General features: G+C 60.5%; 23 protein-coding genes and 1 pseudogene. 10 read left to right on the top strand and 14 right to left on the bottom strand.

All coding sequences use genetic code 11. From position 1 onward, the window contains the following. The first annotated feature begins 15 nt into the window (after positions 1 to 15). Together AC3WR3_RS04315 and AC3WR3_RS04310 are read left to right on the top strand one after the other, a co-directional pair. Positions 16 to 504, top strand: a complete 489-nt coding sequence (locus AC3WR3_RS04315) for a DMT family transporter (RefSeq protein WP_492291261.1) — start codon at positions 16 to 18, stop codon at positions 502 to 504. Between the two features lie 10 nt (positions 505 to 514). Further along, positions 515 to 949, top strand: a complete 435-nt coding sequence (locus AC3WR3_RS04310; RefSeq protein WP_492291260.1) for a DMT family transporter — start codon at positions 515 to 517, stop codon at positions 947 to 949. A gap of 268 nt (positions 950 to 1,217) precedes the next feature. Here the strand turns inward: AC3WR3_RS04310 and AC3WR3_RS04305 are convergent, their stop codons facing one another. From AC3WR3_RS04305 to AC3WR3_RS04295, 3 genes are all read right to left on the bottom strand, one after another. Next, a complete protein-coding gene (locus AC3WR3_RS04305; RefSeq protein WP_005302916.1) occupies positions 1,218 to 1,460 on the bottom strand; it encodes a DUF3297 family protein in 243 nt (80 codons plus the stop codon). Between the two features lie 463 nt (positions 1,461 to 1,923). Beyond that, entirely contained in the window at positions 1,924 to 2,556 is a 633-nt protein-coding gene (locus tag AC3WR3_RS04300; RefSeq protein ID WP_492291259.1) for a hypothetical protein, read from the bottom strand. Positions 2,557 to 2,669: 113 nt separating this feature from the next. Further along, positions 2,670 to 3,464, bottom strand: coding sequence for a hypothetical protein (locus AC3WR3_RS04295; RefSeq protein ID WP_492291258.1), 795 nt, complete (start codon positions 3,462 to 3,464; stop codon positions 2,670 to 2,672). 28 nt (positions 3,465 to 3,492) lie between these two features. Here AC3WR3_RS04295 and AC3WR3_RS04290 point away from each other — a divergent pair. After that, positions 3,493 to 3,758 (top strand): annotated as a pseudogene (locus AC3WR3_RS04290) (metal-dependent hydrolase); the annotation flags it as partial. Here the strand turns inward: AC3WR3_RS04290 and AC3WR3_RS04285 are convergent. The 9 genes from AC3WR3_RS04285 to AC3WR3_RS04245 all read right to left on the bottom strand — a co-directional run bounded on the left by AC3WR3_RS04285 (position 3,745) and on the right by AC3WR3_RS04245 (position 13,565). Further along, complete coding sequence (locus AC3WR3_RS04285; RefSeq protein ID WP_492291257.1) at positions 3,745 to 4,071, bottom strand: hypothetical protein; 327 nt, start codon at positions 4,069 to 4,071, stop codon at positions 3,745 to 3,747. The pseudogene AC3WR3_RS04290 and the gene AC3WR3_RS04285 sit on opposite strands and share 14 nt — an antisense overlap. A gap of 162 nt (positions 4,072 to 4,233) precedes the next feature. Continuing rightward, positions 4,234 to 4,767, bottom strand: a complete 534-nt coding sequence (locus tag AC3WR3_RS04280) for a hypothetical protein (RefSeq protein WP_492291256.1) — start codon at positions 4,765 to 4,767, stop codon at positions 4,234 to 4,236. Positions 4,768 to 5,064: 297 nt separating this feature from the next. Continuing rightward, positions 5,065 to 5,592: a hypothetical protein gene (locus tag AC3WR3_RS04275; RefSeq protein WP_492291255.1), complete on the bottom strand. Its 528-nt coding sequence runs from the start codon at positions 5,590 to 5,592 to the stop codon at positions 5,065 to 5,067. A gap of 1,065 nt (positions 5,593 to 6,657) precedes the next feature. Then, positions 6,658 to 7,464 carry a tryptophan synthase subunit alpha gene (gene trpA, locus AC3WR3_RS04270; RefSeq protein WP_492291254.1) on the bottom strand — a complete coding sequence of 269 codons (807 nt, stop codon included), beginning with the start codon at positions 7,462 to 7,464 and terminating at the stop codon, positions 6,658 to 6,660. After that, positions 7,461 to 8,654: a tryptophan synthase subunit beta gene (gene trpB / locus AC3WR3_RS04265; RefSeq protein ID WP_319916574.1), complete on the bottom strand. Its 1,194-nt coding sequence runs from the start codon at positions 8,652 to 8,654 to the stop codon at positions 7,461 to 7,463. Before trpB ends, trpA begins: the two co-directional genes overlap by 4 nt. Positions 8,655 to 8,728: 74 nt before the next feature. Then, positions 8,729 to 10,228 (bottom strand): bifunctional indole-3-glycerol-phosphate synthase TrpC/phosphoribosylanthranilate isomerase TrpF, encoded by a 1,500-nt coding sequence (gene trpCF, locus AC3WR3_RS04260; protein ID WP_492291253.1) that lies wholly within the window; start codon positions 10,226 to 10,228, stop codon positions 8,729 to 8,731. Next, positions 10,225 to 11,238 (bottom strand): anthranilate phosphoribosyltransferase, encoded by a 1,014-nt coding sequence (gene trpD / locus AC3WR3_RS04255; RefSeq protein ID WP_429107508.1) that lies wholly within the window; start codon positions 11,236 to 11,238, stop codon positions 10,225 to 10,227. The genes trpCF and trpD overlap by 4 nt, the downstream gene beginning before the upstream one ends. A 9-nt stretch (positions 11,239 to 11,247) precedes the next feature. After that, positions 11,248 to 11,847, bottom strand: a complete 600-nt coding sequence (locus AC3WR3_RS04250; protein WP_005323478.1) for an aminodeoxychorismate/anthranilate synthase component II — start codon at positions 11,845 to 11,847, stop codon at positions 11,248 to 11,250. Between the two features lie 80 nt (positions 11,848 to 11,927). Next, positions 11,928 to 13,565 (bottom strand): anthranilate synthase component 1, encoded by a 1,638-nt coding sequence (locus tag AC3WR3_RS04245; protein WP_454010190.1) that lies wholly within the window; start codon positions 13,563 to 13,565, stop codon positions 11,928 to 11,930. A 421-nt stretch (positions 13,566 to 13,986) separates the two neighbouring features. Between AC3WR3_RS04245 and rnm the strand changes: the two genes are divergently transcribed. The 7 genes from rnm to tesB all read left to right on the top strand — a co-directional run bounded on the left by rnm (position 13,987) and on the right by tesB (position 19,727). Continuing rightward, on the top strand, positions 13,987 to 14,868 hold the full coding sequence (gene rnm / locus AC3WR3_RS04240) for an RNase RNM (protein ID WP_492291252.1): 882 nt from the start codon (positions 13,987 to 13,989) through the stop codon (positions 14,866 to 14,868). A 129-nt stretch (positions 14,869 to 14,997) separates the two neighbouring features. After that, positions 14,998 to 15,618 (top strand): L-threonylcarbamoyladenylate synthase, encoded by a 621-nt coding sequence (locus AC3WR3_RS04235; protein ID WP_010673702.1) that lies wholly within the window; start codon positions 14,998 to 15,000, stop codon positions 15,616 to 15,618. Then, entirely contained in the window at positions 15,611 to 16,492 is an 882-nt protein-coding gene (locus tag AC3WR3_RS04230; RefSeq protein WP_492291251.1) for a segregation and condensation protein A, read from the top strand. The genes AC3WR3_RS04235 and AC3WR3_RS04230 overlap by 8 nt, the downstream gene beginning before the upstream one ends. A gap of 35 nt (positions 16,493 to 16,527) precedes the next feature. After that, complete coding sequence (scpB, locus tag AC3WR3_RS04225) at positions 16,528 to 17,100, top strand: SMC-Scp complex subunit ScpB (protein ID WP_025327615.1); 573 nt, start codon at positions 16,528 to 16,530, stop codon at positions 17,098 to 17,100. A 110-nt stretch (positions 17,101 to 17,210) separates the two neighbouring features. Next, a complete protein-coding gene (gene rluB, locus AC3WR3_RS04220; protein ID WP_139439557.1) occupies positions 17,211 to 18,134 on the top strand; it encodes a 23S rRNA pseudouridine(2605) synthase RluB in 924 nt (307 codons plus the stop codon). Between the two features lie 166 nt (positions 18,135 to 18,300). After that, on the top strand, positions 18,301 to 18,672 hold the full coding sequence (locus AC3WR3_RS04215; protein WP_492291250.1) for an endonuclease domain-containing protein: 372 nt from the start codon (positions 18,301 to 18,303) through the stop codon (positions 18,670 to 18,672). A 191-nt stretch (positions 18,673 to 18,863) separates the two neighbouring features. After that, entirely contained in the window at positions 18,864 to 19,727 is an 864-nt protein-coding gene (gene tesB / locus AC3WR3_RS04210; RefSeq protein WP_454010198.1) for an acyl-CoA thioesterase II, read from the top strand. Between the two features lie 64 nt (positions 19,728 to 19,791). Here the strand turns inward: tesB and AC3WR3_RS04205 are convergent, their stop codons facing one another. Together AC3WR3_RS04205 and AC3WR3_RS04200 are read right to left on the bottom strand one after the other, a co-directional pair. Further along, positions 19,792 to 20,970: a dicarboxylate/amino acid:cation symporter gene (locus tag AC3WR3_RS04205; RefSeq protein WP_492291249.1), complete on the bottom strand. Its 1,179-nt coding sequence runs from the start codon at positions 20,968 to 20,970 to the stop codon at positions 19,792 to 19,794. 117 nt (positions 20,971 to 21,087) lie between these two features. Next, positions 21,088 to 21,756 (bottom strand): class I SAM-dependent methyltransferase, encoded by a 669-nt coding sequence (locus AC3WR3_RS04200; protein ID WP_492291248.1) that lies wholly within the window; start codon positions 21,754 to 21,756, stop codon positions 21,088 to 21,090. Positions 21,757 to 21,842: the final 86 nt, after the last annotated feature.

Raw genomic sequence — 21,842 nt, 5'->3', positions numbered from 1 at the left:
CCAAGGAGCAACCCCATGATCCCCCCGCTTGTTGACCACGGCCCTGGCCGCCCCGCCCTCGGCCAGACACTCGGCCAGAGCATAGGCGCCCTGGCCGCCTTCGCCGCCGGCCTGCTGCTGGCGCTGATGATCGCCCAGAACGGCGCCCTGGCCCGCGCCACCGACCCCTGGTTCGGGAGCTGGCTGGCCCACGGGGTCGGCAGCCTGGTGGCCGGGCTCCTGTGGTGGCTCTCCCCAAGGCCCCCGACGCCGGAGGCGGCCCCGCCCTGGGCCTGGCTCGGCGGCCTGCCGGGGGCGCTCACCGTGGTGCTGGCAGCCCTGTGCCTCAACTCCCCCCTCGGCATGGCGGGCACCCTGGCCCTGCTGCTGCTCGGTCAGCTGCTGTTTGGTGCCCTGTGCGATGGCCTCGGCTGGCTCGGGCTGGCCCGCCGCCGCCCCTCGGGGAAGGACGGGCTCGCCGCCTTGCTGGTGCTGGCCGGCGCCCTGCTCATCGTACTCGGCTAGGAGACACACCATGACCCTTCTGATCCTGCTGGGACTGCTGAACGGCGTGGCGGTGAGCCTGTCGCGCACCCTCAATGGCCGCCTCGCGAGCGCCCGGGGCGCCATGACGGCGTCGCTGGCCAACCACCTGCTCGGCTTCGGGCTGCTCGGCGCCCTGTTCATCCTCAAAGGGGCGCCATGGGAGCGGCTCGTCGGGCTCGATCCCTGGCTGCTGCTCGGCGGCGTGCTGGGGGCGCTGTTCGTCGCCATCAGCAGTTGGGCGATAGGCCGGGTCGGCGCCCTGGCCTGCGCCCTGCTCATCGTCACGGGCCAGCTGGCGGGGGGCGCACTGCTCGATGCCCTGGCCGGACGGCTGGCCGCGAGCGATCTGCTCGGCATCCTGCTGGTGCTGGCGGGGGCCGCGCTGCAACGCTGGCAGGGCGGCAAGTCGCGCTCCCGAGGGTGAGCGGCGATGGCCTGGGTAAACCGGCAGGGATGACAAGATCGCCGCCCTGCCGGGATGCAAAAGGCGGCTCGCCAGCCGGATCAGGGCACTGGAGAAAGGGAAAAGGCGAAAGAAAGGGAGGGAAAGGAAGAAACAGGAAGGTAAAAGAGAACAAAGGAAGAGAGGCCGCCTGTAACCCTGGGCCGCCCTCAAAAGCAGAACACCGGCGCAAGGCCGGTGTTCTGAACAGCATGGCGGCGGGCCCAGCGAGGCGCGCGGTCAGGGCCGCTTAGGCGTAGAAAGCCTCGACGGTGCCCTTGACGGTGATCAGCATGGGGTTGCCGTAGCGATCCTTGGCCTTGGGGGAGGGGATTTTCACCCAACCTTCGCTGATGCAGTACTCCTCGACATTGGTGCGCTCCTTGCCGTTCACGCGAATGCCGATCTCGTGTTGGAAGCACTCAGCCACATGGTGCGGGCTGCGCGGGTTGGCCGCCAGACGGTCGGGCAGTGCAGGTTTGTTGTCGCTCATTTTATAGACCTGAGTTTGATAAAAAGTGGGTCATTGTAGGCAATGCCCGCCATGGGCTCAAGGCTGGGTTGCGTCCAATGGGGGTGGACAAGGTCCGGCTACAGTGGCTGCCCTGGCAGCGGCTATAACCGGCTCCGAAAGATGGGGGTTGCCATGTTTTTACTGATTTTCAGGTAGCTTCGGTACCAAAGCCAATATCAAGGTTGTAAAAGGACCTAAGAATAATGAAATGAAAAGCCAGACTAAACCGCTACGGTTCTTCCCTTGGGCGAGGACAGCATTGATTAACATCAATGTTCCCCACCCAACAAAAAACTGTTTGCTTACCTCAATATATTCAGAGCTCACAAGAATTCCCTTTTCATTTTATATGATGACATTTGGTTATAGAGCGAGGTGGGAAGCCACATTTTTGTGGGCAGGCCATGCGACCAAACCTTAAGAAATAACAGTGTTTATATATCTATACAATGTCTTCTGGCTTTACATGCATGGTGCCAATAAGAACTATTGCATTGCAAACATTGCCTTTACTACTGATAACATCACGACTGGATTCAAATATTGCATAGAAGGCACAGTCGTATGACCTTATCAACGCCCTAAGTGCCTGCATATCTTGTGAACCATCATATTTTTTTCGCCAATATGGAGCGATAAAGGAAAGTCCTATGCCGAGGTGATAGGCGCTGGGGCCTAGGCTATGTTCTATATCATCCTTTGCCTTTCCCACCACCGAGTTCATTTTTTCATCTAGGTCTGATTTAGCTCGTTTACCAAAATAAAGCCATTCCATCTTTGCTTCAGCAATAGCGATATTAGCTTGCTTTGAAAAATACAGATCAACACGGCCGTTAACCGTGTTATCTATGTTACCTTTTTGGCTGGAGTACTCTTCCAAGGCAATTCCGCCACTTCTCCAAACAGCTCCTGAAAAGGCGCTTACATTAGCCCGTTCATTATACCAGTAGAGACAGTCATTATACTGCTTCTGTTCAGTGAATTCTTTGTGGAGTAGTCCCCATTGTTCTATTATAGGAGCAATCCAAGCAATCTGTTGATTGTGGATTCTCATCTCAAATTGATTTGTATTCATTACTGTTCCTTGTATATACAAATTCTCACAAAGCCTTGGGTATACGCTACCTTTGCTTGGATTTACCGTTTTTTATATATGTAGTCTTTTCATCCAGATACCCTAAATGGTATCTAGGAAATTATTTTGTACAGTTTGTCGTAGTAAAAATCATCAAAGTCAGCAACCATTTTTAGGGTAAACGGTGCTGGCAAGGTGAATCGTTTCCAGGTTTCTTTGAAGATCTCGTCACCATCTTCTTGTGCATCCTGATTGATGTTCTCCTTTATTAATATTTTCTTGGTCGAGAAGTTGATGCTCGTCACCCGCTCGACGAGGGGACCGCGGTTCTCGCTCATGTCGTAGCCAATCAATTCGAAACCGGCGTTCTGATATCTGAATTTGTAAGACCAGTAACCATAACGTCCATAGCCATAGTGGATCTGCAAGATTCCTTTTTCTACGGAGACCCAAAGCTCAGGGGCAAAATAGACACCACCATCTTCATTTTCTGAGGAGAAACAGCTTGGGTTATCGAGCGCCAGCTCATAGTGTTCCCCCGTATTGAACGCGATGATAAGACCTCGCCGATTACGATCCAGCTCACCACGGTATTCGTCAATAATGACATTGCGCTTGTCAGTGCCTTTGATGACGATGACCATATCACTCTGGCCATCCTTGTTTAAGTCCCCCTCGATTTTCTCAAAGACAACATATCCCTTGGGGACAAAATCGAGCGAGTCTTTGGCTTTCAGGGGGGGGCCTTCGGCTAAAACATGTGCTTGCAACAGCATTAAAAGCAGGAATAACCCTTTTTTCATAACCATCCCGTTTTCGTATGACTCTATAAATTGTGAATGATGCGTAAGATGGATACCCATGGCAAGCGCTTTGAGCCATGGGTGGAGACGAGTCTGCCTGTCCATAGGAATACTCCCAGCATTCCGCCACCGTCTGGTCTCTCTGCTCCCCCACCGCCTGCTCGATGCGCTCACCACCGGCGGCAAGGGGGTTGCTGGTTCTGGCCGTGGCGTGACGAACTTTTCTTCGCCCCCTGGCAGGTGATCCGGGTCGCCCCCTTCAAGCTGGAGGCCTATCTCACCGCCCGAGGTGAGGCAGTGATCCTCTTAGGGCTCTACTGGGCTTGGTTGCCGGGGGCTGTAGTGATGCTGATATTGATGGGATGGCGGGTGTGGAGAAGGGGGCCTAGGGGATGCTGAGACTGGCGGCCAAGTGATGAAGATAGTCATAGCTGTGCCACTGGATGGCGCAGAGGGCGAGCAGGGCTGAGGCTCCCAAGGCACCTTGATCCCAGTGCCGGAGCAATATCCACACGGCATGCAGTATGCAGAGACCCAGACTTAGCAGATACATGAGGGCTAACGCCAGTTCAATTAAATCCGATATACCGTAGGGATCATTCGGATTGTGATAAAACAGGTCATAGACAAAGGCGCGAAATCCGAGTCTGATTAGAAACAGGGAAAAGCAGAGGGTGGCCAGTTGTTTTGTTTTTCGGCTGATTTCTGTCATGTAATTTTTCAGATCTTTCAAAGTTAACCTTTGTGGCTGAGATGAAGCTGAGCTGGGTCACCCATCATTTTTTAATGTTGGCTATGCCATGTCTAGCTCAGAAAGGTGGGTGTCCTGATTTTTTTAACGAAGTAAGCGGCAGTTGAGCGTATTGTTAGCAGCCTACTTTGCCTTTGAAAGGGTTGTTTCTTGATCCAGCTTGGTAAAATCCCAGTCACCAAAGTCAACGTTGAATTTAAATCCATCAAGGTCTTCATTCCAGACAAAGTCTGTGTCTGCTCCACCCCATACTGCATTGTATGAAAGTGCTGTTCCATTCTTGTTGCATGAAAGAGTTATGTGCTGTCCGTTACTATATTTTCTTGATGTCTCTATTTTTGTGTTTGGAGTGCATTTGGTGATGAATTGGACAAGAGTTTCTAGCTTGCGGTCGTTTGATTTTATGGCGTAGACGACATAGCTGCTATGAGTATTAACCTTGCGGAGCGTGCTTTTGTCTAGCTCTTTGTCATAATGAATTTGTATTCTTTTATATTCGTCATGCCAAGTCCATGTGTCTTTGGTGGCATACGTAAGCTCTGCATTGTCTCTCTGGTCTAATTCATGCCGCTCATATGCAATTAACGCGACAAATGCGATGCTTGCCATGACAATGAAAATGGCGCATATTTTTATCAGTTTATTTATTATGTTCATTCCTTGCGGCTACCTTGTTGCTAACAGTTATTAGGTGGAAGATGACATAAGTCCGATAGCAGAGCCTTCCCCCCGCGACACCTTACATTCACCTAAGTGGTAAGTTGGTTTAAAATTAATATTTTAATAGAGCCAGAACACCCATTTTTTGAATATTGGCGTATGCTACGCCAGGCTCAGAAAGGTGGGTGTCAAAAGTTCAATGCCAAACTCAAAGCTACGAATAATTACATAACGTTTGGTTAAGGGGGGCTTTAGCCCGTCACAGTAAGCGAAGCGAGCGATTTGAACCATTTGTTAGGTGAAATATGTAGGGTGATATTTAGGGCAAATGTAGTGCTTTGTATCAAAAGGTGGATCGATCCGCTCGAGGTTTGAGTCAAACAGCAATTTTTCAACCATCTCAGCAGATGCAACATCTGCTTCTGTAACTTGATAGCTTTCCCCAATCGAAATCTTTATCAAGCCCCTCTCGCACCAAATAAATACTTTCTGGCCGGCTATGATGCTATGGCCAGGCTGCTGAACCCATCTGGTGCCGGCAATGAGTGACGGGAAGTTTGTAAATTCGTCTCCCTTGTAAGAAACGCCATGCTGAGGCTGAAGAGACTGCTCGGAGTACTTAATTAAATTTACGCCTAGAAAGTTCAGGAATTTTTCAAGCTCTTGGAATGACTCGTATCGATATGCGACATCTAATGAGTCATCATCGTTGGCATGACCGCCATATGCGCGAAAAAAGCGGAATAGGCTAAGCCTCTGGCTCCATAAGCGGAGGGTTTTTTCTGGGTGCGACTCAAAGAGATATCGTGTCCACAGATCCATATTATGTGTCTCACAGTGGCTAGATAGAAGGCGGCACTAATCCGATAGCAGAGCTTTCCATATAAATCCGCTCTGCCCTGATAGTTGCCATGAAAAAATCAAAATATCACCAGTATGTCTCTGATACTTGAATGTATTCGCTTGACCATCTTGCTTAACGCTTCTATTAGCCTGTGCAAAGAAACAGCGAAGGAGTCGGGGATGGCAAGCATGGGCAACGCTACCGCCCCTGAGTGACAGCCCCCAGCTTGCTGCTTTTAATCTGTGCTGTGCCATCAATCGCCCTCATGGTTTACCCCCGAGAGATGGATTGTCGTTTGGCTATCTTAAGGGTTCTGATCGAGGCATTGGAAGGTGTGGTTGATAAAAATCTGAGCAGGTTCAACCAATTAGTGCGCAACCGATGCTTTGAGTGGGCTGTTGGATTGGCAGCGAGTACGGATATTCCCCTCACCCCAGCCCTCTCCCGGAGGGAGAGGGGGCATGTTTACGGCCCGACGGGGGCTGCGGGTTGGCACGGTTTTGATCCCCCTCCAAGGCGCCGAGTCGAGCTCAATGGGTCAGGAGCGCCGTCAGGGATGACGGCGCAGCCGCAGTTGGTACAGGGATGTACCATCTGCGGCGTTCCGTCCGACCCAGAGAGCGAGATGAGGGAATCCGCCGTAGGCGGGCGGCTTGGCGGGGGAGAAGACCTTTGGTGACTTTGGGTCTTTCCAAAGTCACTCGCCCCAGCCCGAAGGGCGGGCGAAACTCCGTCGAGGGCAGAGCACTCGCGTTCCATGCGGCGAAGCCACATCAAGGGGTCAACCGCAGGCTCGGGAATCCGGCGAGAGTCCGTTGCCGTGGAAAGGAAATTTGCTGCGGTGCAATGCGCTGCGCTTATTGCACCCTACGGTGTGCCACTGCGTGGCGAAGCCGCGCCACCAGGTCAACGTCGCGAACGTCTGATTACGCTTCGCTAATCAGACCTAAAGAGGAGCCAACGCTGACGCCGGATAACAAAAGGGAGCCTATCAGGCTCCCTTTTTGCAGACATGGCCAATGGCATGTGACCCATGCCGTCCCTTATCGATTGGTCGCGGCCTTCATCCCTTCCACAAACTCCTTCAGACGAGTGAGCATATGCTCCGGGTTCTTGTGGTGGGTCTCGATGATCTTTACCACGGCGGAGCCGGAGATGGCACCGGCGGCGCCAGCGGCAATGGCCTCACGTACCTGAGCCGGTTCGCTGATGCCAAAGCCGAGCAGGGCGGGGGGGGCATTGAACTCGCGCAAGGTGTTGATGAGGCCATCCACCGGCATGCCGGCCTTGGTCTCGGCGCCGGTCACGCCAGCGCGGCTCACCAGATAGGTGTAACCAGAGCCCAGCTCGGCAACGGCCTTGAGCGTCTCGGTGTCACCGTTGGGGGGGGCGATAAAGATGCTGTCGATGCCGAACCTGTCGGCGGCCGCCTTGTAGGGCTCGCACATCTGCACAGGCACGTCCGCCACCAGCACGGAGTCCACCCCCGCCTGCTGGCACTTCTCGTAGAAGCCGTCGATGTGGCGCACATAGACCAGGTTCGCGTAGACCAGCAGGCCGATGGGCAGCTCCGGGTACTTGGCGCGAATGCGGGCGAGCAGGGTGAAGCAGTCGTCCGGGGTGGTGTGGCTGGCAAAGGCACGCAGAGCGGCACCCTGAATGGTGGGGCCGTCCGCCACCGGATCGGAGAAGGGAATGCCGAGTTCGAGGGCATCGGCGCCCCCTTCGACCAGGGCATCGACGATGGCCAGGGACAATTCGGGGGTGGGGTCACCTAGCATCACGAACGGCACGAAGGCGCCCTGATTGACCTTGTCCAGACGGGAGAAGAGTTGTGCGTAGCGATTCATGACAAGGTTCCTTCTTTCTCGAAAATGTCGGCAACGGTGAAGATGTCTTTGTCGCCACGGCCGGAGAGGTTGACGATGAGTACCTGCTCTTTTTCCGGTTCACTGCGGGCCATCTTGAGGGCGTGGGCCAGGGCGTGGGAGGACTCCAGCGCCGGTATGATGCCTTCGGATTTGGCCAGCTCCTGGAAGGCGTCCAGCGCCTCCTTGTCGGTCACCGAGGGGTACTCGGCGCGGCCGATGGCGGCCAGGTGGGCGTGCTGGGGGCCGACGGAGGGGAAGTCCAGACCCGCCGAGACGGAGTAGGACTCCTGGATCTGGCCCTGGTTGTCCTGCATCAGGTAGGAGTGCATGCCAAAGAAGACCCCCTTGCTGCCGTGACCGAGCGGCGCGCCGTGCTCGCCGCTCTCGATGCCGTGACCACCCGGCTCGACGCCGATCAGACGCACGGAAGGCTCATCGATAAAGTCGGCAAACATGCCGATGGCGTTGGAGCCGCCGCCGACGCAGGCGATCACCGCGTCGGGCAGGCGCTCTTCCTTCTCGAAGCACTGGGCCTTGGCCTCCTCGCCGATCATCTTCTGGAACTCCCGCACTATTGTGGGGAAGGGGTGGGGGCCGGCGGCGGTGCCGAGCAGGTAGTGGGCCGATTCATAGTTGGCAGCCCAGTCGCGCAGCGCCTCGTTGCAGGCATCCTTGAGGGTGCTGGAGCCAGAGTGCACAGGTATCACGGTGGCCCCCATCAACTTCATGCGAAACACGTTGGGCTTCTGGCGCTCACAATCCTTGGCCCCCATATAGACCCGGCACTTGAGGCCGAGCAGGGCGCAGGCCAGCGCCGTTGCCACACCGTGCTGACCGGCGCCGGTCTCGGCGATGATCTCGCTCTTGCCCATGCGCTTGGCGAGCAGGGCCTGGCCCAGCACCTGGTTGGTCTTGTGGGCGCCGCCGTGCAGCAGATCTTCACGCTTGAGGTAGAGGCGGGTCTTGGTCCCCTTGGTCAAGTTGCGGGTCAGGGTCAAGGGGGTCGGGCGACCGGCATACTCGGTCAGCAGGGTCTGAAACTCGGCGACGAAGGCCGGGTCATCCTTGGCGTCGACGAAGGCCTTCTCCAGCTGGAGCAGGGCGGGGATGAGGATCTGGGGCACGTACATGCCGCCAAATTCACCGAAAAACGGATTGAGCAGGGTCATAGATTATTCCTTGTGCTTATAGGCAAATGCAGTTCATTAATTTGGTGCATGTTCAGAGGGTGCGCAGGGCACTCTTACAGTTGGCGCAGGGCGCCAAAGGCCGCCGCCAGCTTGTGCGCATCCTTCTGGCCCGGGGCACTCTCCACCCCGGAGTTGAAATCAAGGCCCACGCAGCCCACCCGGGCCGCCTGCAGGGCGTTGTCGGGATTGAGCCCCCCCGCCAGCATCAGCCTGGCTTTATCGAGATGGGCCAGCAGGGCCCAGTCGAACGCCTGGCCGGTGCCACCGCTCTGGCTGCCCACTTTGGTATCGAGCAGCAGGCGATCCGCCGGGTAGTCGAGGGAGGGCAGGGGCTCGCCGCTTTCCTTGCCAAGAGAGACGCCTACTGCCTTCCAGATCTGGCAGCCTGCCGGCAGCAGGGGGCGCAGGGTCTCGATATAGGCGGCGTCCTCGTCCCCGTGCAGTTGCACGGCGGCGAGGTTCAGGGCCTCCACCGTCTTGGCGATGGTCTGGGGCTGGGCATTGCGAAACACCCCCACATAGGAGAGCGGCGCACCCGCCATCACGGCGCGGGCGGCGGGAATGTCCACGTAGCGCGGGCTCTTGGCGACGAAGATAAGGCCACCGAACACGGCACCCGCCTGATGGGCGGCGGCGGCATCCTCGGGGCGGGTGAGGCCGCACACCTTGTTCTGGCCGAGCACCAGCTTGCGCACCGCCGCCTCCAGATCCGGCTCGCTCATCAGGGAGGAGCCCACCAGGAAGCCCTTGGCATGGGCGCGCAGCTCCGCCACCTGGGCGCGGTGGTTGATGCCGGACTCGCTGATCACCACCCGATCGGCGGGGATCTCGGCCGCCAGCTGTTGGGTGCGGGCGAGATCCACGCTCAAATCCCGCAGATCCCGGTTATTGATGCCAATCACGGGGGCGCCCAGGGCGACGGCGCGATCCCGCTCCTCTGCATTGCTCACCTCGGTGAGCACCCCTAGACCTAACTCTTTCGCCACCTTGAACAGGGCGCGATAGCCCTCGTCGGTGAGCACGGAGAGCATCAAGAGGATGGCGTCCGCCTGATAGTGGCGGGCCAGATAGACCTGGTAGGGGTCAATCATGAAATCCTTGCACAGCACCGGCTGCTTGACCCGGCCGCGCACCCTGGGCAGGAAGGCAAAATCCCCCTGGAAGAACTGCTCGTCCGTCAGCACAGAGATGGCGGTGGCGTAGTTGCCATAGATGTCGGCGATGGCCTCCGGGCTGAAGTCGTCGCGGATCAAGCCCTTGGAGGGGGAGGCCTTCTTGCATTCGAGAATGAAGCGGGTGGAGCCTGCGCGCAGCTCTCCCTCGAAGTCCCGATCGCTTGGCACCAGGGCGCCCTGGAAGCTCTCCAGGGGCTGGGCCAGCTTGCGGGCCGCGACCCACTCCTGCTTGGCGGCCACGATTTTGCCGAGAATGGTCTGGTTGATGGACGCCCGATTCAGGAAGGCATCGGGGGAGGAGAGGGGGTCGAGCATCTCGATATCCTTGCTAAGAGTGGTACTGCCTTGTTGGCTGCCGTGAGTACTGACTGACATCATGCCTCCTGATGGCTCAGGGTGGCGAGGGCCCGGGCGAGCAGGCGGGTTTCACCGCTTGCAAGCTTGGCCAGCACCTGCGCGGCCGCCTGCTTGAAGTCCGGGGCCTTGCCCGCCATCACCAGGAGCGGCGCCACGTTGGCGGCGATGGCGGCGTTGTGGGCCGCAGTGCCTTCCCCTGCCAGTATGGCGTCCGTGATGGCGCGGTTCTCTTCCGGCTCCCCCCCTTGAATGGCGCTGACCGGGTAGGTCTCGAGGCCAAAGTCGGCCGGGGTGAGCAGGTATTCGCGAATTTCGCCGTCACGGATCTCGGCCACCTGGGTCGGACCGTGAATGGCCACTTCGTCCAGCCCGGCGCCGTGTACCACCATACCGGTTTTCAGCCCCAGTGCCAGCAGGGTTTCGGCGATGGGACGCACCAGCTCGGGGGCATAGACCCCCATCAGCTGGTAGCTGGGGCGGGCGGGGTTGATAAGCGGCCCCAGGACGTTAAATAGCGTCCTGGTCTTCAAGGCCTGGCGCACCGGCATGGCGTGGCGCACCCCGGCGTGGTACTGGGGGGCGAACAGGAAGCAGATGCCGAGCTCGTCCAGACAGCGGCGCGCCTGGGCCGGGCTCATGTCGAGCTTGATCCCCATCTTGTCCAGCAGATCGCTCGAACCGGACTTGCTCGAGACGGAGCGGTTGCCGTGCTTGGCGACTTTCAGGCCGCAGGCGGCGGCCACCAGGGCCGAGGTGGTGGAGACGTTGATGGTGTTGAGGCCGTCGCCACCTGTGCCGACGATGTCGCAGAACGCATAGTCCGGGCGCGGGAAGGGGCGGGCCTCCGCCAGCAGGGCCTCGGCGGCGCCGGCGATCTCCTCCGGGGTCTCCCCCTTGAGCTTGAGGGCGGTGAGCAGGCTCGCCAGCACGATGGGATCCACTTCGCCACGGACCACCTGGCCGAAGGCGTCGCGAGCGGCGTCGCGGGTGAGAGACTGCCCCTGATAGAGGGTGTTGAGATGTTGATGCATGGGGTCTCCTTACCGCACGTGGCTTTCTGGACGGGTGATGTGGGCGAGGGCCTGGGTCAGCAGGCGGGCCCCTTCCGAGGTCATGATGGATTCCGGGTGGAACTGGAAGCCCAGCACCCGCTCGTCCCGTTGCTCTATGGCCATGGGCATGCCCTGATAGTGGGCAATCACCTGCAACTCCTCCGGCACATAGGTCGCCACCAGGGAGTGGTAGCGGGCCACCGGCAGCGGGCTCGGGAGCCCCGCGAAGGCGCCGTGACCGTTGTGCTCAATCAGCGAGCGCTTGCCGTGGACGATTTCCCCGGCCGCCCCGACTGTGCCGCCGTAGGCTTCGCACAGGGCCTGATGACCGAGGCAGATGCCGAGGATGGGCACCCGGCCGCGGGCCAGCTTGATGAGATCGATGAGGCAGCCCGCCTCGTGGGGGGCGCCCGGCCCCGGGGAGAGCACCAGCACGGCATCGCCGTCACAGGCTTCGATCTCCTGCATGATGCGGCTCGCCGGCAGGCTGTTGCGGTAGATGCGCACCGGATAGCCGAGGGTGCGGAACTGGTCCACGAGGTTGTAGGTAAAGGAGTCGAAGTTATCGAGCAGGAAGATGTTAGTCATGGGGCTGCTCCTTCGAAGTGCGGAACTGATCGGCCAAGGCGTTGTAGGTAAACGAATCGAAGTTATCGAGCAGGAAGATGTTAGTCATGGCTCACGTCCTTATGTTGCTCCTGCTGGGCGCTCAGGGCTTGCAGGGAGGTGCCATGGCTGGCGGCGATGGCGGCCAGCACGGCGGCCGCCTTGGCGCGGGTCTCGTCCGCTTCGGCTTGGGGCTTGGAGTCATAGACCACGCCGGCACCGGCCTGCACATGGGCCAGGCCCGCTTTCACGAAGGCGGAGCGGATGACGATGCAGGTGTCCATCTCCCCCGCGCCGTTGAGGTAGCCCACGGCGCCGCCGTAGCTGCCGCGGCGCTTGCCTTCCACCATGCGGATAAGCTCGCTGGCTCGCAGCTTGGGGGCGCCGGTCAGGGTGCCCATGTTCATGCAGGCCTGATAGGCGTGCAGGGCGTCAAGGTCGGCACGAAGGCGGCCCACCACCCGTGAGACCAGGTGCATCACGTGGCTGTAGCGATCCACTTTGAGCAGATCCTTCACGTAGCGGGTGCCGGGCTCGGAGATGCGGGCGATGTCGTTGCGACCGAGATCCACCAGCATCAGGTGCTCGGCCACCTCTTTCTCGTCCTGGCGCAGCTCGAGCTCGATGCGACCGTCGAGATCCAGATTGATGCTGCCATCGGGGTTGAGGCCGCGGCGGCGGGTACCGGCGATGGGGTACATCTCCACCTGGCGGCTGGCGGCGCAGAACTTGACCGCGCTCTCCGGGGAGGCACCAAACAGGGTGAAGCCCTCGTCCTGCACATAGAACATGTAGGGGCTGGGGTTGGTCTGCTTGAGGCGGCGATAGGCGGCCAGCGGGTCTGGGCAGGGGAGGGAGAAGCTGCGGGACGGCACCACCTGGAAGATGTCCCCACGGCGGATGAAGCCTTTGAGTTTTTCCACCTCGGCGCAGAACTGCTTGTCGCTCTTGTCGATCTGGAGGTTGCCGGTGAGCGGCTTGGCGCCCTGTGCCCCCGGTTGCGGCTGCTGGCAGGCCTGCTTGAAAGCCTCGAGGCGTGCGGTCAGCTGGGCGTAACGCTCATCGAGCTGGCGCTCGTCCTGCTCGCCGCCAAAGAGGCAGGCCAGCAGGGCCGTGCTCTGCTTGATGTGATCTATGGTGATCAGGGTCTCGGCCACATAGAAGCAGTAGTCGGGGCAGTCGTTGCTCCCTTCCGGCACCTCGGGCAAGTCTTCAAAGGAGGCGATGAGGTCGTAGGCGAAGCTGCCCCCCATGAAGAGGGCCTCTTTGCCCTGCTGGCACTGCAGCTCCCGTTGCAGGGTGCGCAGCACGTCCAGCACGCTGCTGCCCTTGAGGCGGCTGTCTTCGTCAAGGGTGCGGTCGGAGGCCGGGAAGTCTAGCTGCAGCTCGTCCGCCACCCGGGTCTGGGTGATGACGGCGGGAAGGCGCTGCTCGAGCAGGCGCTGCAGCGCGGCGCCGTTGCTGGTGAGGGCGCGGACCCGCACCGTGCGGCCACGGCACTCGATGCGCAGGCAGGCATCCACCAGCAGCAGGCTCTGGGTGCCGGCCTTGGAGTCGATCTCCACCGATTCCAGCAGCAGGTTGTTGGGCTTGTGCTGGCAGAGCTGGGTGTAGAGCGCCAGGGGATCTGTCACATAAGGGGCATTGAGCCGGATGGTGTCGAATTCGCCCAGGGGTAACCGGGTCTTGTTGCCTGTCATAATGCCTTCCCTTGCATGTGTTGTGTGTAACCGATGGTCATGGCGTTTCTCTCGAGTTGGGATTGGGTTTTCGTCACGTCAGCGAGTTCGCCATCGCCATGTCAGTGCACTTGTCTGAATTGTCGGTTTCATCACAGGTCCATTTGCCGGATAATAAAAAAGCCCGCTGGGGTCAGCGGGCTTTTTCTTTGGGTTCTTAATTTGCTGTCAGATTACAGGTACAGCAACGACCACACGCCCGCATGTCAGGGAGTGTGCCACCACCAGATGGTCAGGATGGAAGTCGTTTGCATGATAGCGTCCTGTAAAAAGATGTTTGCAATGAAGTGCCTACAGAAAACGATAAAGCCGCGGCCAAGTCAAGTCGCTTTTTTGCCTTCTTTTTCCCAAGCAGGCCCCCTGATGAGAGCGAAACAAGCCGATGAGATTCGATCTTCACTGTCATACCACGGCCTCGGATGGCGTGCTGAGCCCTGCCGATCTGGTGCGCCGCGCCGCCGAGAAAGGGGTGGAGGTGTTAGCGGTCACTGACCACGACACCCTTGACGGGCTTGATGAAGTCCGTCAGACGATCCAGAACGAACAGTTGCCGTTGCGACTGGTGAGCGGGGTCGAGATCTCCACCGGGTGGGAGCACCACGAGATCCACATAGTGGCGCTCGGGGTGGATGAAAAAAATCCGCAGCTGGTCACCTTCCTGGCCGGTCAGCGGGCCCGCCGCGAGGCGCGCGCCCAGGAAATAGGGCGCCGTCTGGAGAAGTGCCTCATCCCGGGCACCTATGAAGAGGCCAAGCAGCTCGCCGGTGACGCCGCCGTGACCCGGGCCCATTTTGCCCGGGTGCTGGTGGCGCGCGGGGTGGCCGACAACATGCAAAAGGTATTCAAGAAGTACCTGAGCCGGGGCAACAAGGGCTATGTGCCCGCCGAGTGGCCCGAGATGGGAGAGGCCATCGCGGCCATTCATGCCGCAGGCGGGCTGGCGGTGCTGGCCCACCCGAGTCGCTACAGCCTCACCGCCAAGTGGATCAAGCGGCTGCTGGTGGCCTTCAAGGCGGCCGGTGGCGATGCCATGGAGGTCTCCCTGCCCCAGCAGAGCCCCCAGGAGCGGGCCAACCTCGGCCAGTGGGCCAAGGATCACGATCTCTATATCTCGGTGGGGTCCGATTTTCACTTCCCCTCCAACTGGACCGAGCTGGGTCGTCATCTGTGGCTGCCCAAGGAGGGCATGCCGCTCTGGCTCGGCCACCCCGGTCACTTCGGGCTCAGCCAGGAGCAGCATGCCAGTCTGCTGGCCAGCCGCTGAGCACAATGGGCGGACACGGATCTTTGGTACGGGCGAGTCTGTGCCAAACAGGTTAAGGTAGTGTCATGGGCCAAGGGGCCCTTGACCATGAAGCGGGCACCCGGTGTGCCCCTATCGCGAGAAGAGCATATGAGTCAGCATTTTTACGTACATCCGGACAACCCCCAGGTTCGCCTCATCAGCCAGGCGGTGCAGATCCTGCAAAACGGCGGCGTCATCGTCTATCCCACCGACTCCGGTTACGCCCTGGGCTGCCAGATGGGCAACAAGGACGCCTTGGAGCGCATCTGCCGTATCCGCCGCATCGAGCCGAACCACGACTTCACCCTGGTGTGCCGGGATCTCTCGGAGATCTCCACCTACGCCAAGGTGGACAACACCGCCTTCCGGCTGGTGAAGAACAACACCCCAGGGCCCTACACCTTCATCTTCAAGGCCACCAAGGAGGTGCCGCGCCGCCTCATGAACGAGAAGAAGAAGACCATCGGCATCCGGGTACCCGCCAACAATATCGCACTCGCATTGCTGGAGGCGCTCGGTGAGCCGCTGCTCTCCACCACCCTGATCCTGCCGGGCTCCGAGATGGCGGAGTTCGACCCCGAAGAGATCGCCGACAAGCTCGGCAAGCAGCTGGATCTGGTGGTCAACGGCGGCTATCTGGGCGAGCAACCTACCACAGTAGTGGACTTCTCCGACGACGAGCCCGTGCTGCGCCGTCGCGGTGCCGGGGATCCGACGCCGTTTGAGTGATACTGCCGAACCCGTACCCGAGGCGGTGATCGCGCCGGGTGCGACGGGGGAGGTACAGCTTCCCCCGCCCATCGCGAAAGTACTGGGGCAGCCCTACCATGAGCTGCCCCAGGATTTGTTTATTCCGCCCGATGCGCTCGAGGTGTTTCTCGACACCTTCGAGGGGCCGCTGGATCTGCTGCTCTACCTCATCCGGCGTCAGCAGCTCGACATCCTGAACCTGCCTATCCTGCAGATCACCGCCCAGTACATGGAGTACGTGGAGCTGATGCAAGGGCTCAATCTGGAGCTGGCGGCGGAATACCTGCTGATGGCGGCCTGGCTCGCGGAGATAAAATCCCGCCTGCTGCTGCCCAAGGCCCCGGAGCTGGAAGACGAGGAGGAGGGGGAAGACCCTCGCGTCACCCTGATCCGCCGGCTGCAGGAGTATGAGCGCTACAAGCTGGGCGCGGAGCGGGTCAACGCCTTGCCGAGGCTGGAGCGGGAGATCTTCATCGCCACCGCCCTGCCACCGGATTTTGGCGCCTTGAAGCCGCTGGCCCCCGATGTTTCGCTGGTTGAGCTCGCCCTTTACATGCAAAGTGTGGTAAAACGCGCGACTCATTTTGAACATCACCAGATCCGCCGCGAGCAGATCCCGACCCGGGTGCGGATGGCGGAGATCCTCGCCATGCTCTCCCTGGGGCAGACCCTGCGGCTGGAGCAGGTGCTGCGGGCCGAGGAGGGGCGCATGGGGGTGCTGGTGACCTTCCTGGCCCTGCTGGAGCTGTGCAAGGAGCAACTGATCTGGATCCTGCAGGCCGAGCCGTTGGGTCCCATCCATTTTGCATTGGCCGAGCAGGGCGAGGAGGGCAACCGTGGTGCTGCCCACTGAACGGTTGAAGAGGCCGATGTTGCGAGGAGCAGACCATGGCGCTGCCGGCTGAACGGCTGAAGACCCTGATCGAGGCGGCGCTGTTCGTGGCGGGTCGTCCGCTCAATGTCAGCGAGCTGAAAAGCAGCGTGCTGGCGGACTACCCTGTCACCAGCCGCTATGTGCAGCTGCTGCTGGCGGAGCTCAGGCAGGACTACAGCGAGCGGGGGGTGGAGCTCAAGGAGGTGGCCTCCGGCTGGCGCTTCCAGGCCCGCCAGGAGTACGCCGAGGAGCTGTCGCGCCTGTGGAGCGAACGGGCGCCCCGATATTCGCGCGCCGTGTTGGAAACCCTGACGCTGATTGCCTATCGTCAGCCCATCACCCGGGCCGAGATAGAAGCCATCCGCGGGGTGGCGGTATCGAGCCAGATCATCAATACCCTGAAAGAACGCGGCTGGGTGCGCAGCATAGGTCACAAGGAGGTGGTGGGTCGCCCCGAGCTGCTCGCCACCACCCGAGAGTTTCTGGACTATTTCAATCTGCAGAGTCTGGAGCAGCTCCCCGAGCTGGATCCCGAACTGCACTCCCCCTTGCCGGTCATGCTGGGCGAGGGGAGCGACGGTCAATAAGCGGCAGGCCGTCTTGAGAATGAACGTGGTGACGATGCCCGATGGCGCGTCACAGGAGTCAATGTTGTCCGCTATGTCAGCGGGCAGCGATCAACAATCAGGTAAACCCGATGAGTGAAAAACTGCAAAAAGTATTGGCCCGCGCGGGTCAAGGCTCCCGTCGTGAGATGGAGGCCCTGATCACCGCAGGTCGGGTCAGCGTGGATGGCAAGGTCGCCATGCTGGGGGATCGCGTCGAAGTGAACGCCGTGATCCGGGTGGATGGTCACCAGGTCAAGACCCGTGCGGCCGAGGAGCAGATCTGCCGCGTGCTGGCGTATCACAAGCCCGAAGGGGAGATGTGTACCCGTCACGATCCGGAAGGTCGTCCCACCGTGTTTGATCGTCTGCCCAAGATGGACGGGGCCCGCTGGATTGCGGTCGGCCGCCTCGACGTCAACACCTCTGGTCTGCTGCTGTTCACCACCGACGGCGAGCTGGCCAACCGGCTGATGCACCCGAGCCACGAAGTGGAGCGGGAATACGCGGTGCGCGTCTTTGGCGAGATCACCGAAGCCATGTTGCAGCGACTGCGCAAGGGCGTGCAGCTGGAAGACGGCATGGCCAAGTTCAACAAGATCAAGCCGGCCGGCGGTGAAGGGCTGAACCAGTGGTTCAACGTCACCCTGACCGAGGGTCGCAACCGTGAAGTGCGCCGCCTGTGGGAATCCCAGGAAGTGCAGGTGAGCCGTCTGATGCGCATCCGCTACGGCGATGTCACCCTGGATCGCGGCATCCCCCGCGGTGGCTGGCAGGAGCTGAAACTGCCCGAGGTGAACTACCTGCGCGGCCTGGTCAACCTGCCCAACGAGACCGAGTCCAAGGTCGACCTGCAGCAGGATGGCAAGAGCACCCGCCACAAGCAGGCCGCCCAGATCCGTCGCGCCGTCAAGCGCCACAAGGAGATGCAGGGCAAGGAGCCGCGCGCCCGTGCCACCACGGCCCGCCGCAAGCCGCAAGCCTCGACCCGCAACTCGGGCACCGGCAGCAAGTAATTCCGGCGCCTCTGGCCTGATGTTGTCTGGCCGAGCCAACAAGCCCGCACCCTCTGGTGCGGGCTTTTTTGTTGCCGGCGATTCTCCTCCCCCTCAGAGAGGGGGAGGCCGGGAGGGGGTTGTTGTGGTTTACGCTGAAATGGTTTGTAGCCAAAGGAGTACAACAATGGGCGAGAGGCCAATCCGCATTTTCAACCGCGAAGCCACGCTGGACAAGCGGCGTGAGCAAAGAGGCAATCCGACAGCGCCCGAACGGCGATTGTGGCAGGTGCTTCGGGCTGGGCAACTGGGAGTCAAGTTTCGCCGTCAGCAGGGCATAGGCCCATACATTGCGGATTTTTACTGCCCCGAGCGGTTGCTGGTCATCGAGGTCGATGGCGACAGCCATTTCGACGAGCGGGGCTTGAGCTATGACAAGCAACGAGATGCCTATATGGCGGGCCTGTCGTTGACAGTATTGAGATTTAACAACAGGGAGGTGATGCAAAATCTACCCGGAGTGGTTGTCTCGATTCGGGCATGGCTTGAGCAGGTCTGACCCCACCCCATCCCTCCCCTTGCCAGGGGAGGGGGCCAGAGTTGCCTCTGTGTGGGTTAGAGATAACCATGCTCCTCCCCCTTTTGAAGGGGGAGGCTGGGAGGGGGTTGCTGCTGTGAGATGTGCATCAGGATGGTTGCCCTGCCGGGACTGGCTTGTTAGCCTTTCGCGCACAGATACAGGAGAAACCAATGAGCAAGGTACTGGATGAGCTGCTGGCACTGCTGGCGCTTGAGAAGATCGAGGAGGGCCTGTTTCGGGGCCAGAGCCAGGATCTCGGGTTGCGATCCGTGTTTGGCGGGCAGGTGATGGGGCAGGCCTTGTCAGCCGCCAAGCAGACGGTGGCCGGGGATCGCCAGGTCCACAGCTTCCACTCCTACTTCCTGCGTCCGGGGGATGCCAACAAGCCCATCGTCTACGACGTGGAGAACATCCGCGACGGCCAGACCGTCTCCACCCGCAGGGTCAAGGCCATTCAGGGCGGCAAGCCCATCTTCTACCTCAACGCCTCCTTCCAGGTGGAGGCCGAAGGCTTCGAGCATCAGGCCCAGATGCCCGAAGGCATCACGCCCCCCGAGCAGCTCAAGAGCGAGCTGGAGCTGGTGCGCCCCTACGAGCAGCTGATCCCGGCGGCCCTGAGGGACAAGATCCTGTGCGAGAAGCCCCTGGAGATCCGCCCAGTGACCCTGGTCGACCCCATTCGCCCGGATGTACACGAGCCCCTGCGCTACACCTGGTTCAAGGCCAACGGCACTGTGCCGGACGATCAGCGGGTCCACAACTACCTGCTGGCCTATGCCTCCGACTTCCACTTCCTGTTCGCTGCCCTGCAGCCCCACGGGGTGTCGTATTGGGAGCCGGACATGCAGGTGGCCACCATAGATCACTCCATGTGGTTCCACCGGGAGTTCCGGCTGGATGACTGGCTGCTCTACGTGGTGGACAGCCCGAGCGCCAGCGGCGGTCGTGGCCTGGTACGCGGGCAGTTCTTCACCCGCGACGGCGTGCTGGTGGCGAGCACCATGCAGGAAGGGGTGATCCGCCGCCGGGGCTGACACGCCGCATTCAGCCAATAAAAACGGGAGCCAGTGGCTCCCGTTTTTATTGTGGTGCAGGCCCTCAGGCGGCGTCCCGCTCCGGTGCGGCCAGGGGCGCTTCGCCCTGGGCGAAGCGGTCGGCCCAGAGGGCGATGACGCCATCCCCGGTGACGTTGCAGGCGGTGCCGAAGCTGTCCTGGGCCAGGTAGAGGGCGATCATCAGGGCGATGGAGGCCTCACCGAAGCCGAGCATGGAGGTGAGCAGGCCGAGTGCCGACATGACGCCGCCGCCGGGGGCGCCCGGCGCCGCAATCATGATGACGCCGAGCATCATGATGAAGGGCAGCATGGTGCCATAGCCCGGAATGGCCAGGTGCTCGGAGAGGAACATCACTGCGGTGGCGCAGGTCACCAGCGTGATGGTGGAGCCACAGAGGTGAATGGTGGCGCACAGGGGCACGGTGAAGTTGGCGATGCCGTCGCTCACGCCATTGTTCTTGCTGGCCTGCAGGGCCACCGGGATGGTGGCGGCGCTGGACATGGTGCCCAGCGCGGTGAAGTAGGCGGGCAGCATGTTCTTGATCAGCATGGCGGGGGAGCGACCCAGCGCCAGCCCGGTGCCGATGAAGAGCAGGCTGAGCCAGAGCCAGTGCATGACGATGGCCATCACCAGCACCACGCCAAAGGTCTTGAGAGTGGCGAAGACGGTGCCTTCCACCGTCATCTCGACGAAGACCCCGGCGATGTAGAAGGGCAGCAGGGGAATGATCACGCGGGCCAGCAGGCGGTCGATGATGTCACGGCCCTGATCGGCGACCCGGCGCAGGTCGGTGGCCTGGGTGGCGCTGATGCCGATGCCGAACACGAAGGCGGCGGCCAGCGCCGACATCACCCCGAACAGCGGCGGGATCTCGAGGTTGATGTAGGAGCTGAGCTTGATGGCGGCTTGCGCCGTGGGCTCGGCGGCCGTGGTCAGCTGCGGGATCAGCTGGCTCGCCACCGTGAAGGCGAACAGGCCCGCCAGTATGGTGGAGCAGTAGGAGAGGGCCACCGTCTTGCCGAGCAGCTTGCCGGAGTTCTTCGGCAGGCTGGCGATGCCGCTCATGATGAAGAACAGGATGATGAGTGGAATGGTGAAGGTGATCAGCTGACCTATCACCGTCTTGGCCGTGAACAGCACCCGTGCGACCCATTCCGGGGCGTAGAGGCCGAGCAGGAGACCGGCGAGGATGCCGGCAATCAGATTGAGGACGAGTTTCATGGGGGAATCCAGGTGTTGGTGTCTGTTTTGTTATTTAATCTTGATTTTAATGCCGCTTTTTAACACAAATGCCGCATCTTGTCTGCCATCACCTGGTTAACTCAGAGTTAAATATTGTTATCTGGATGCTGAATCACGTCGGGCACCCTGTCTGGAACGACGGCCGCGATATTGATTGATGGTGGCGGGATTGGGGTCGCGGATCAGCAGGGCATGGAGCCAGCGGCCGTGCATCGCATCGTCGCTGCACCAGCTCTGATGCAGCTCAAACGGCAGGGGGGCGATCAACTGCCGCAAGCGGGCCTCATCGAGCCGGGTCAGCAGCGGGTATTCGCCTTGCGAGGGGGGCAAGGGGTTGCCTGGGTCATTCTCGCCATGGGGGAAGGAGCAGTAGAGAGGCCCCTGGGGTTTGAGCAGGCCGGCGAGGTGCATCAGGGCGGGGGCCAGCTCATCCTCGGTGAGGCAGGGCAGCGAGCCGCTGGCCCAGATGCCGTCATAGGGCAGCACGTTGTGCATCTGCTCGAAGCGGCAGACCCGCACCGGCTGGCCGCACAGGCGCGAGGCGGTGCTGGCCTGGCTCAGGCTGGCATCGAAGGCGGTGACCATGAACCCCAGCTCCCGAAAATGGTGCAGATCCTCCCCCGCGCCGCAGCCGGCTTCCAGCAGGTGGGCGCCCGGCTGCAGGCGGGCCAGGAAGGGGGAGTGGGCCTGGCCGATGAGGGCGGGGCGGGGCGCCAGCGGAGCAGCGCTCTGGGTGCCTTGGGCGGGTGACTGTGGCTGTGGCATAGGGCTCGTCTCTAGGGTGGGCGGCTACTCTAGCAAATTTGCCCCCTGCTGTTCAGTTCTGCTGAGGAGCCTCTATGGTCCTGCGC

The organism is Aeromonas sp. EU05-FHT14A05, assembly GCF_058791175.1.
Note: the sequence above shows the minus strand (reverse complement) of the source record. Positions and strands in the feature narration are given on the sequence as shown.

Coding starts and splice junctions, on each gene's coding strand:
- trpA (WP_492291254.1), bottom strand. CDS start 7,464: ATGAATCGCTACGCACAACTCTTCTCCCGTCTGGACAAGGTCAATCAG.
- AC3WR3_RS04295 (WP_492291258.1), bottom strand. CDS start 3,464: ATGGACAGGCAGACTCGTCTCCACCCATGGCTCAAAGCGCTTGCCATG.
- AC3WR3_RS04235 (WP_010673702.1), top strand. CDS start 14,998: ATGAGTCAGCATTTTTACGTACATCCGGACAACCCCCAGGTTCGCCTC.
- AC3WR3_RS04275 (WP_492291255.1), bottom strand. CDS start 5,592: ATGGATCTGTGGACACGATATCTCTTTGAGTCGCACCCAGAAAAAACC.
- AC3WR3_RS04285 (WP_492291257.1), bottom strand. CDS start 4,071: ATGACAGAAATCAGCCGAAAAACAAAACAACTGGCCACCCTCTGCTTT.
- rluB (WP_139439557.1), top strand. CDS start 17,211: ATGAGTGAAAAACTGCAAAAAGTATTGGCCCGCGCGGGTCAAGGCTCC.
- AC3WR3_RS04305 (WP_005302916.1), bottom strand. CDS start 1,460: ATGAGCGACAACAAACCTGCACTGCCCGACCGTCTGGCGGCCAACCCG.
- AC3WR3_RS04215 (WP_492291250.1), top strand. CDS start 18,301: ATGGGCGAGAGGCCAATCCGCATTTTCAACCGCGAAGCCACGCTGGAC.
- AC3WR3_RS04280 (WP_492291256.1), bottom strand. CDS start 4,767: ATGAACATAATAAATAAACTGATAAAAATATGCGCCATTTTCATTGTC.
- trpD (WP_429107508.1), bottom strand. CDS start 11,238: ATGCATCAACATCTCAACACCCTCTATCAGGGGCAGTCTCTCACCCGC.
- trpCF (WP_492291253.1), bottom strand. CDS start 10,228: ATGATGTCAGTCAGTACTCACGGCAGCCAACAAGGCAGTACCACTCTT.
- AC3WR3_RS04300 (WP_492291259.1), bottom strand. CDS start 2,556: ATGAATACAAATCAATTTGAGATGAGAATCCACAATCAACAGATTGCT.
- rnm (WP_492291252.1), top strand. CDS start 13,987: ATGAGATTCGATCTTCACTGTCATACCACGGCCTCGGATGGCGTGCTG.
- AC3WR3_RS04205 (WP_492291249.1), bottom strand. CDS start 20,970: ATGAAACTCGTCCTCAATCTGATTGCCGGCATCCTCGCCGGTCTCCTG.
- scpB (WP_025327615.1), top strand. CDS start 16,528: ATGGCGCTGCCGGCTGAACGGCTGAAGACCCTGATCGAGGCGGCGCTG.
- AC3WR3_RS04200 (WP_492291248.1), bottom strand. CDS start 21,756: ATGCCACAGCCACAGTCACCCGCCCAAGGCACCCAGAGCGCTGCTCCG.
- AC3WR3_RS04250 (WP_005323478.1), bottom strand. CDS start 11,847: ATGACTAACATCTTCCTGCTCGATAACTTCGACTCCTTTACCTACAAC.
- tesB (WP_454010198.1), top strand. CDS start 18,864: ATGAGCAAGGTACTGGATGAGCTGCTGGCACTGCTGGCGCTTGAGAAG.
- AC3WR3_RS04310 (WP_492291260.1), top strand. CDS start 515: ATGACCCTTCTGATCCTGCTGGGACTGCTGAACGGCGTGGCGGTGAGC.
- AC3WR3_RS04315 (WP_492291261.1), top strand. CDS start 16: ATGATCCCCCCGCTTGTTGACCACGGCCCTGGCCGCCCCGCCCTCGGC.
- trpB (WP_319916574.1), bottom strand. CDS start 8,654: ATGACCCTGCTCAATCCGTTTTTCGGTGAATTTGGCGGCATGTACGTG.
- AC3WR3_RS04245 (WP_454010190.1), bottom strand. CDS start 13,565: ATGACAGGCAACAAGACCCGGTTACCCCTGGGCGAATTCGACACCATC.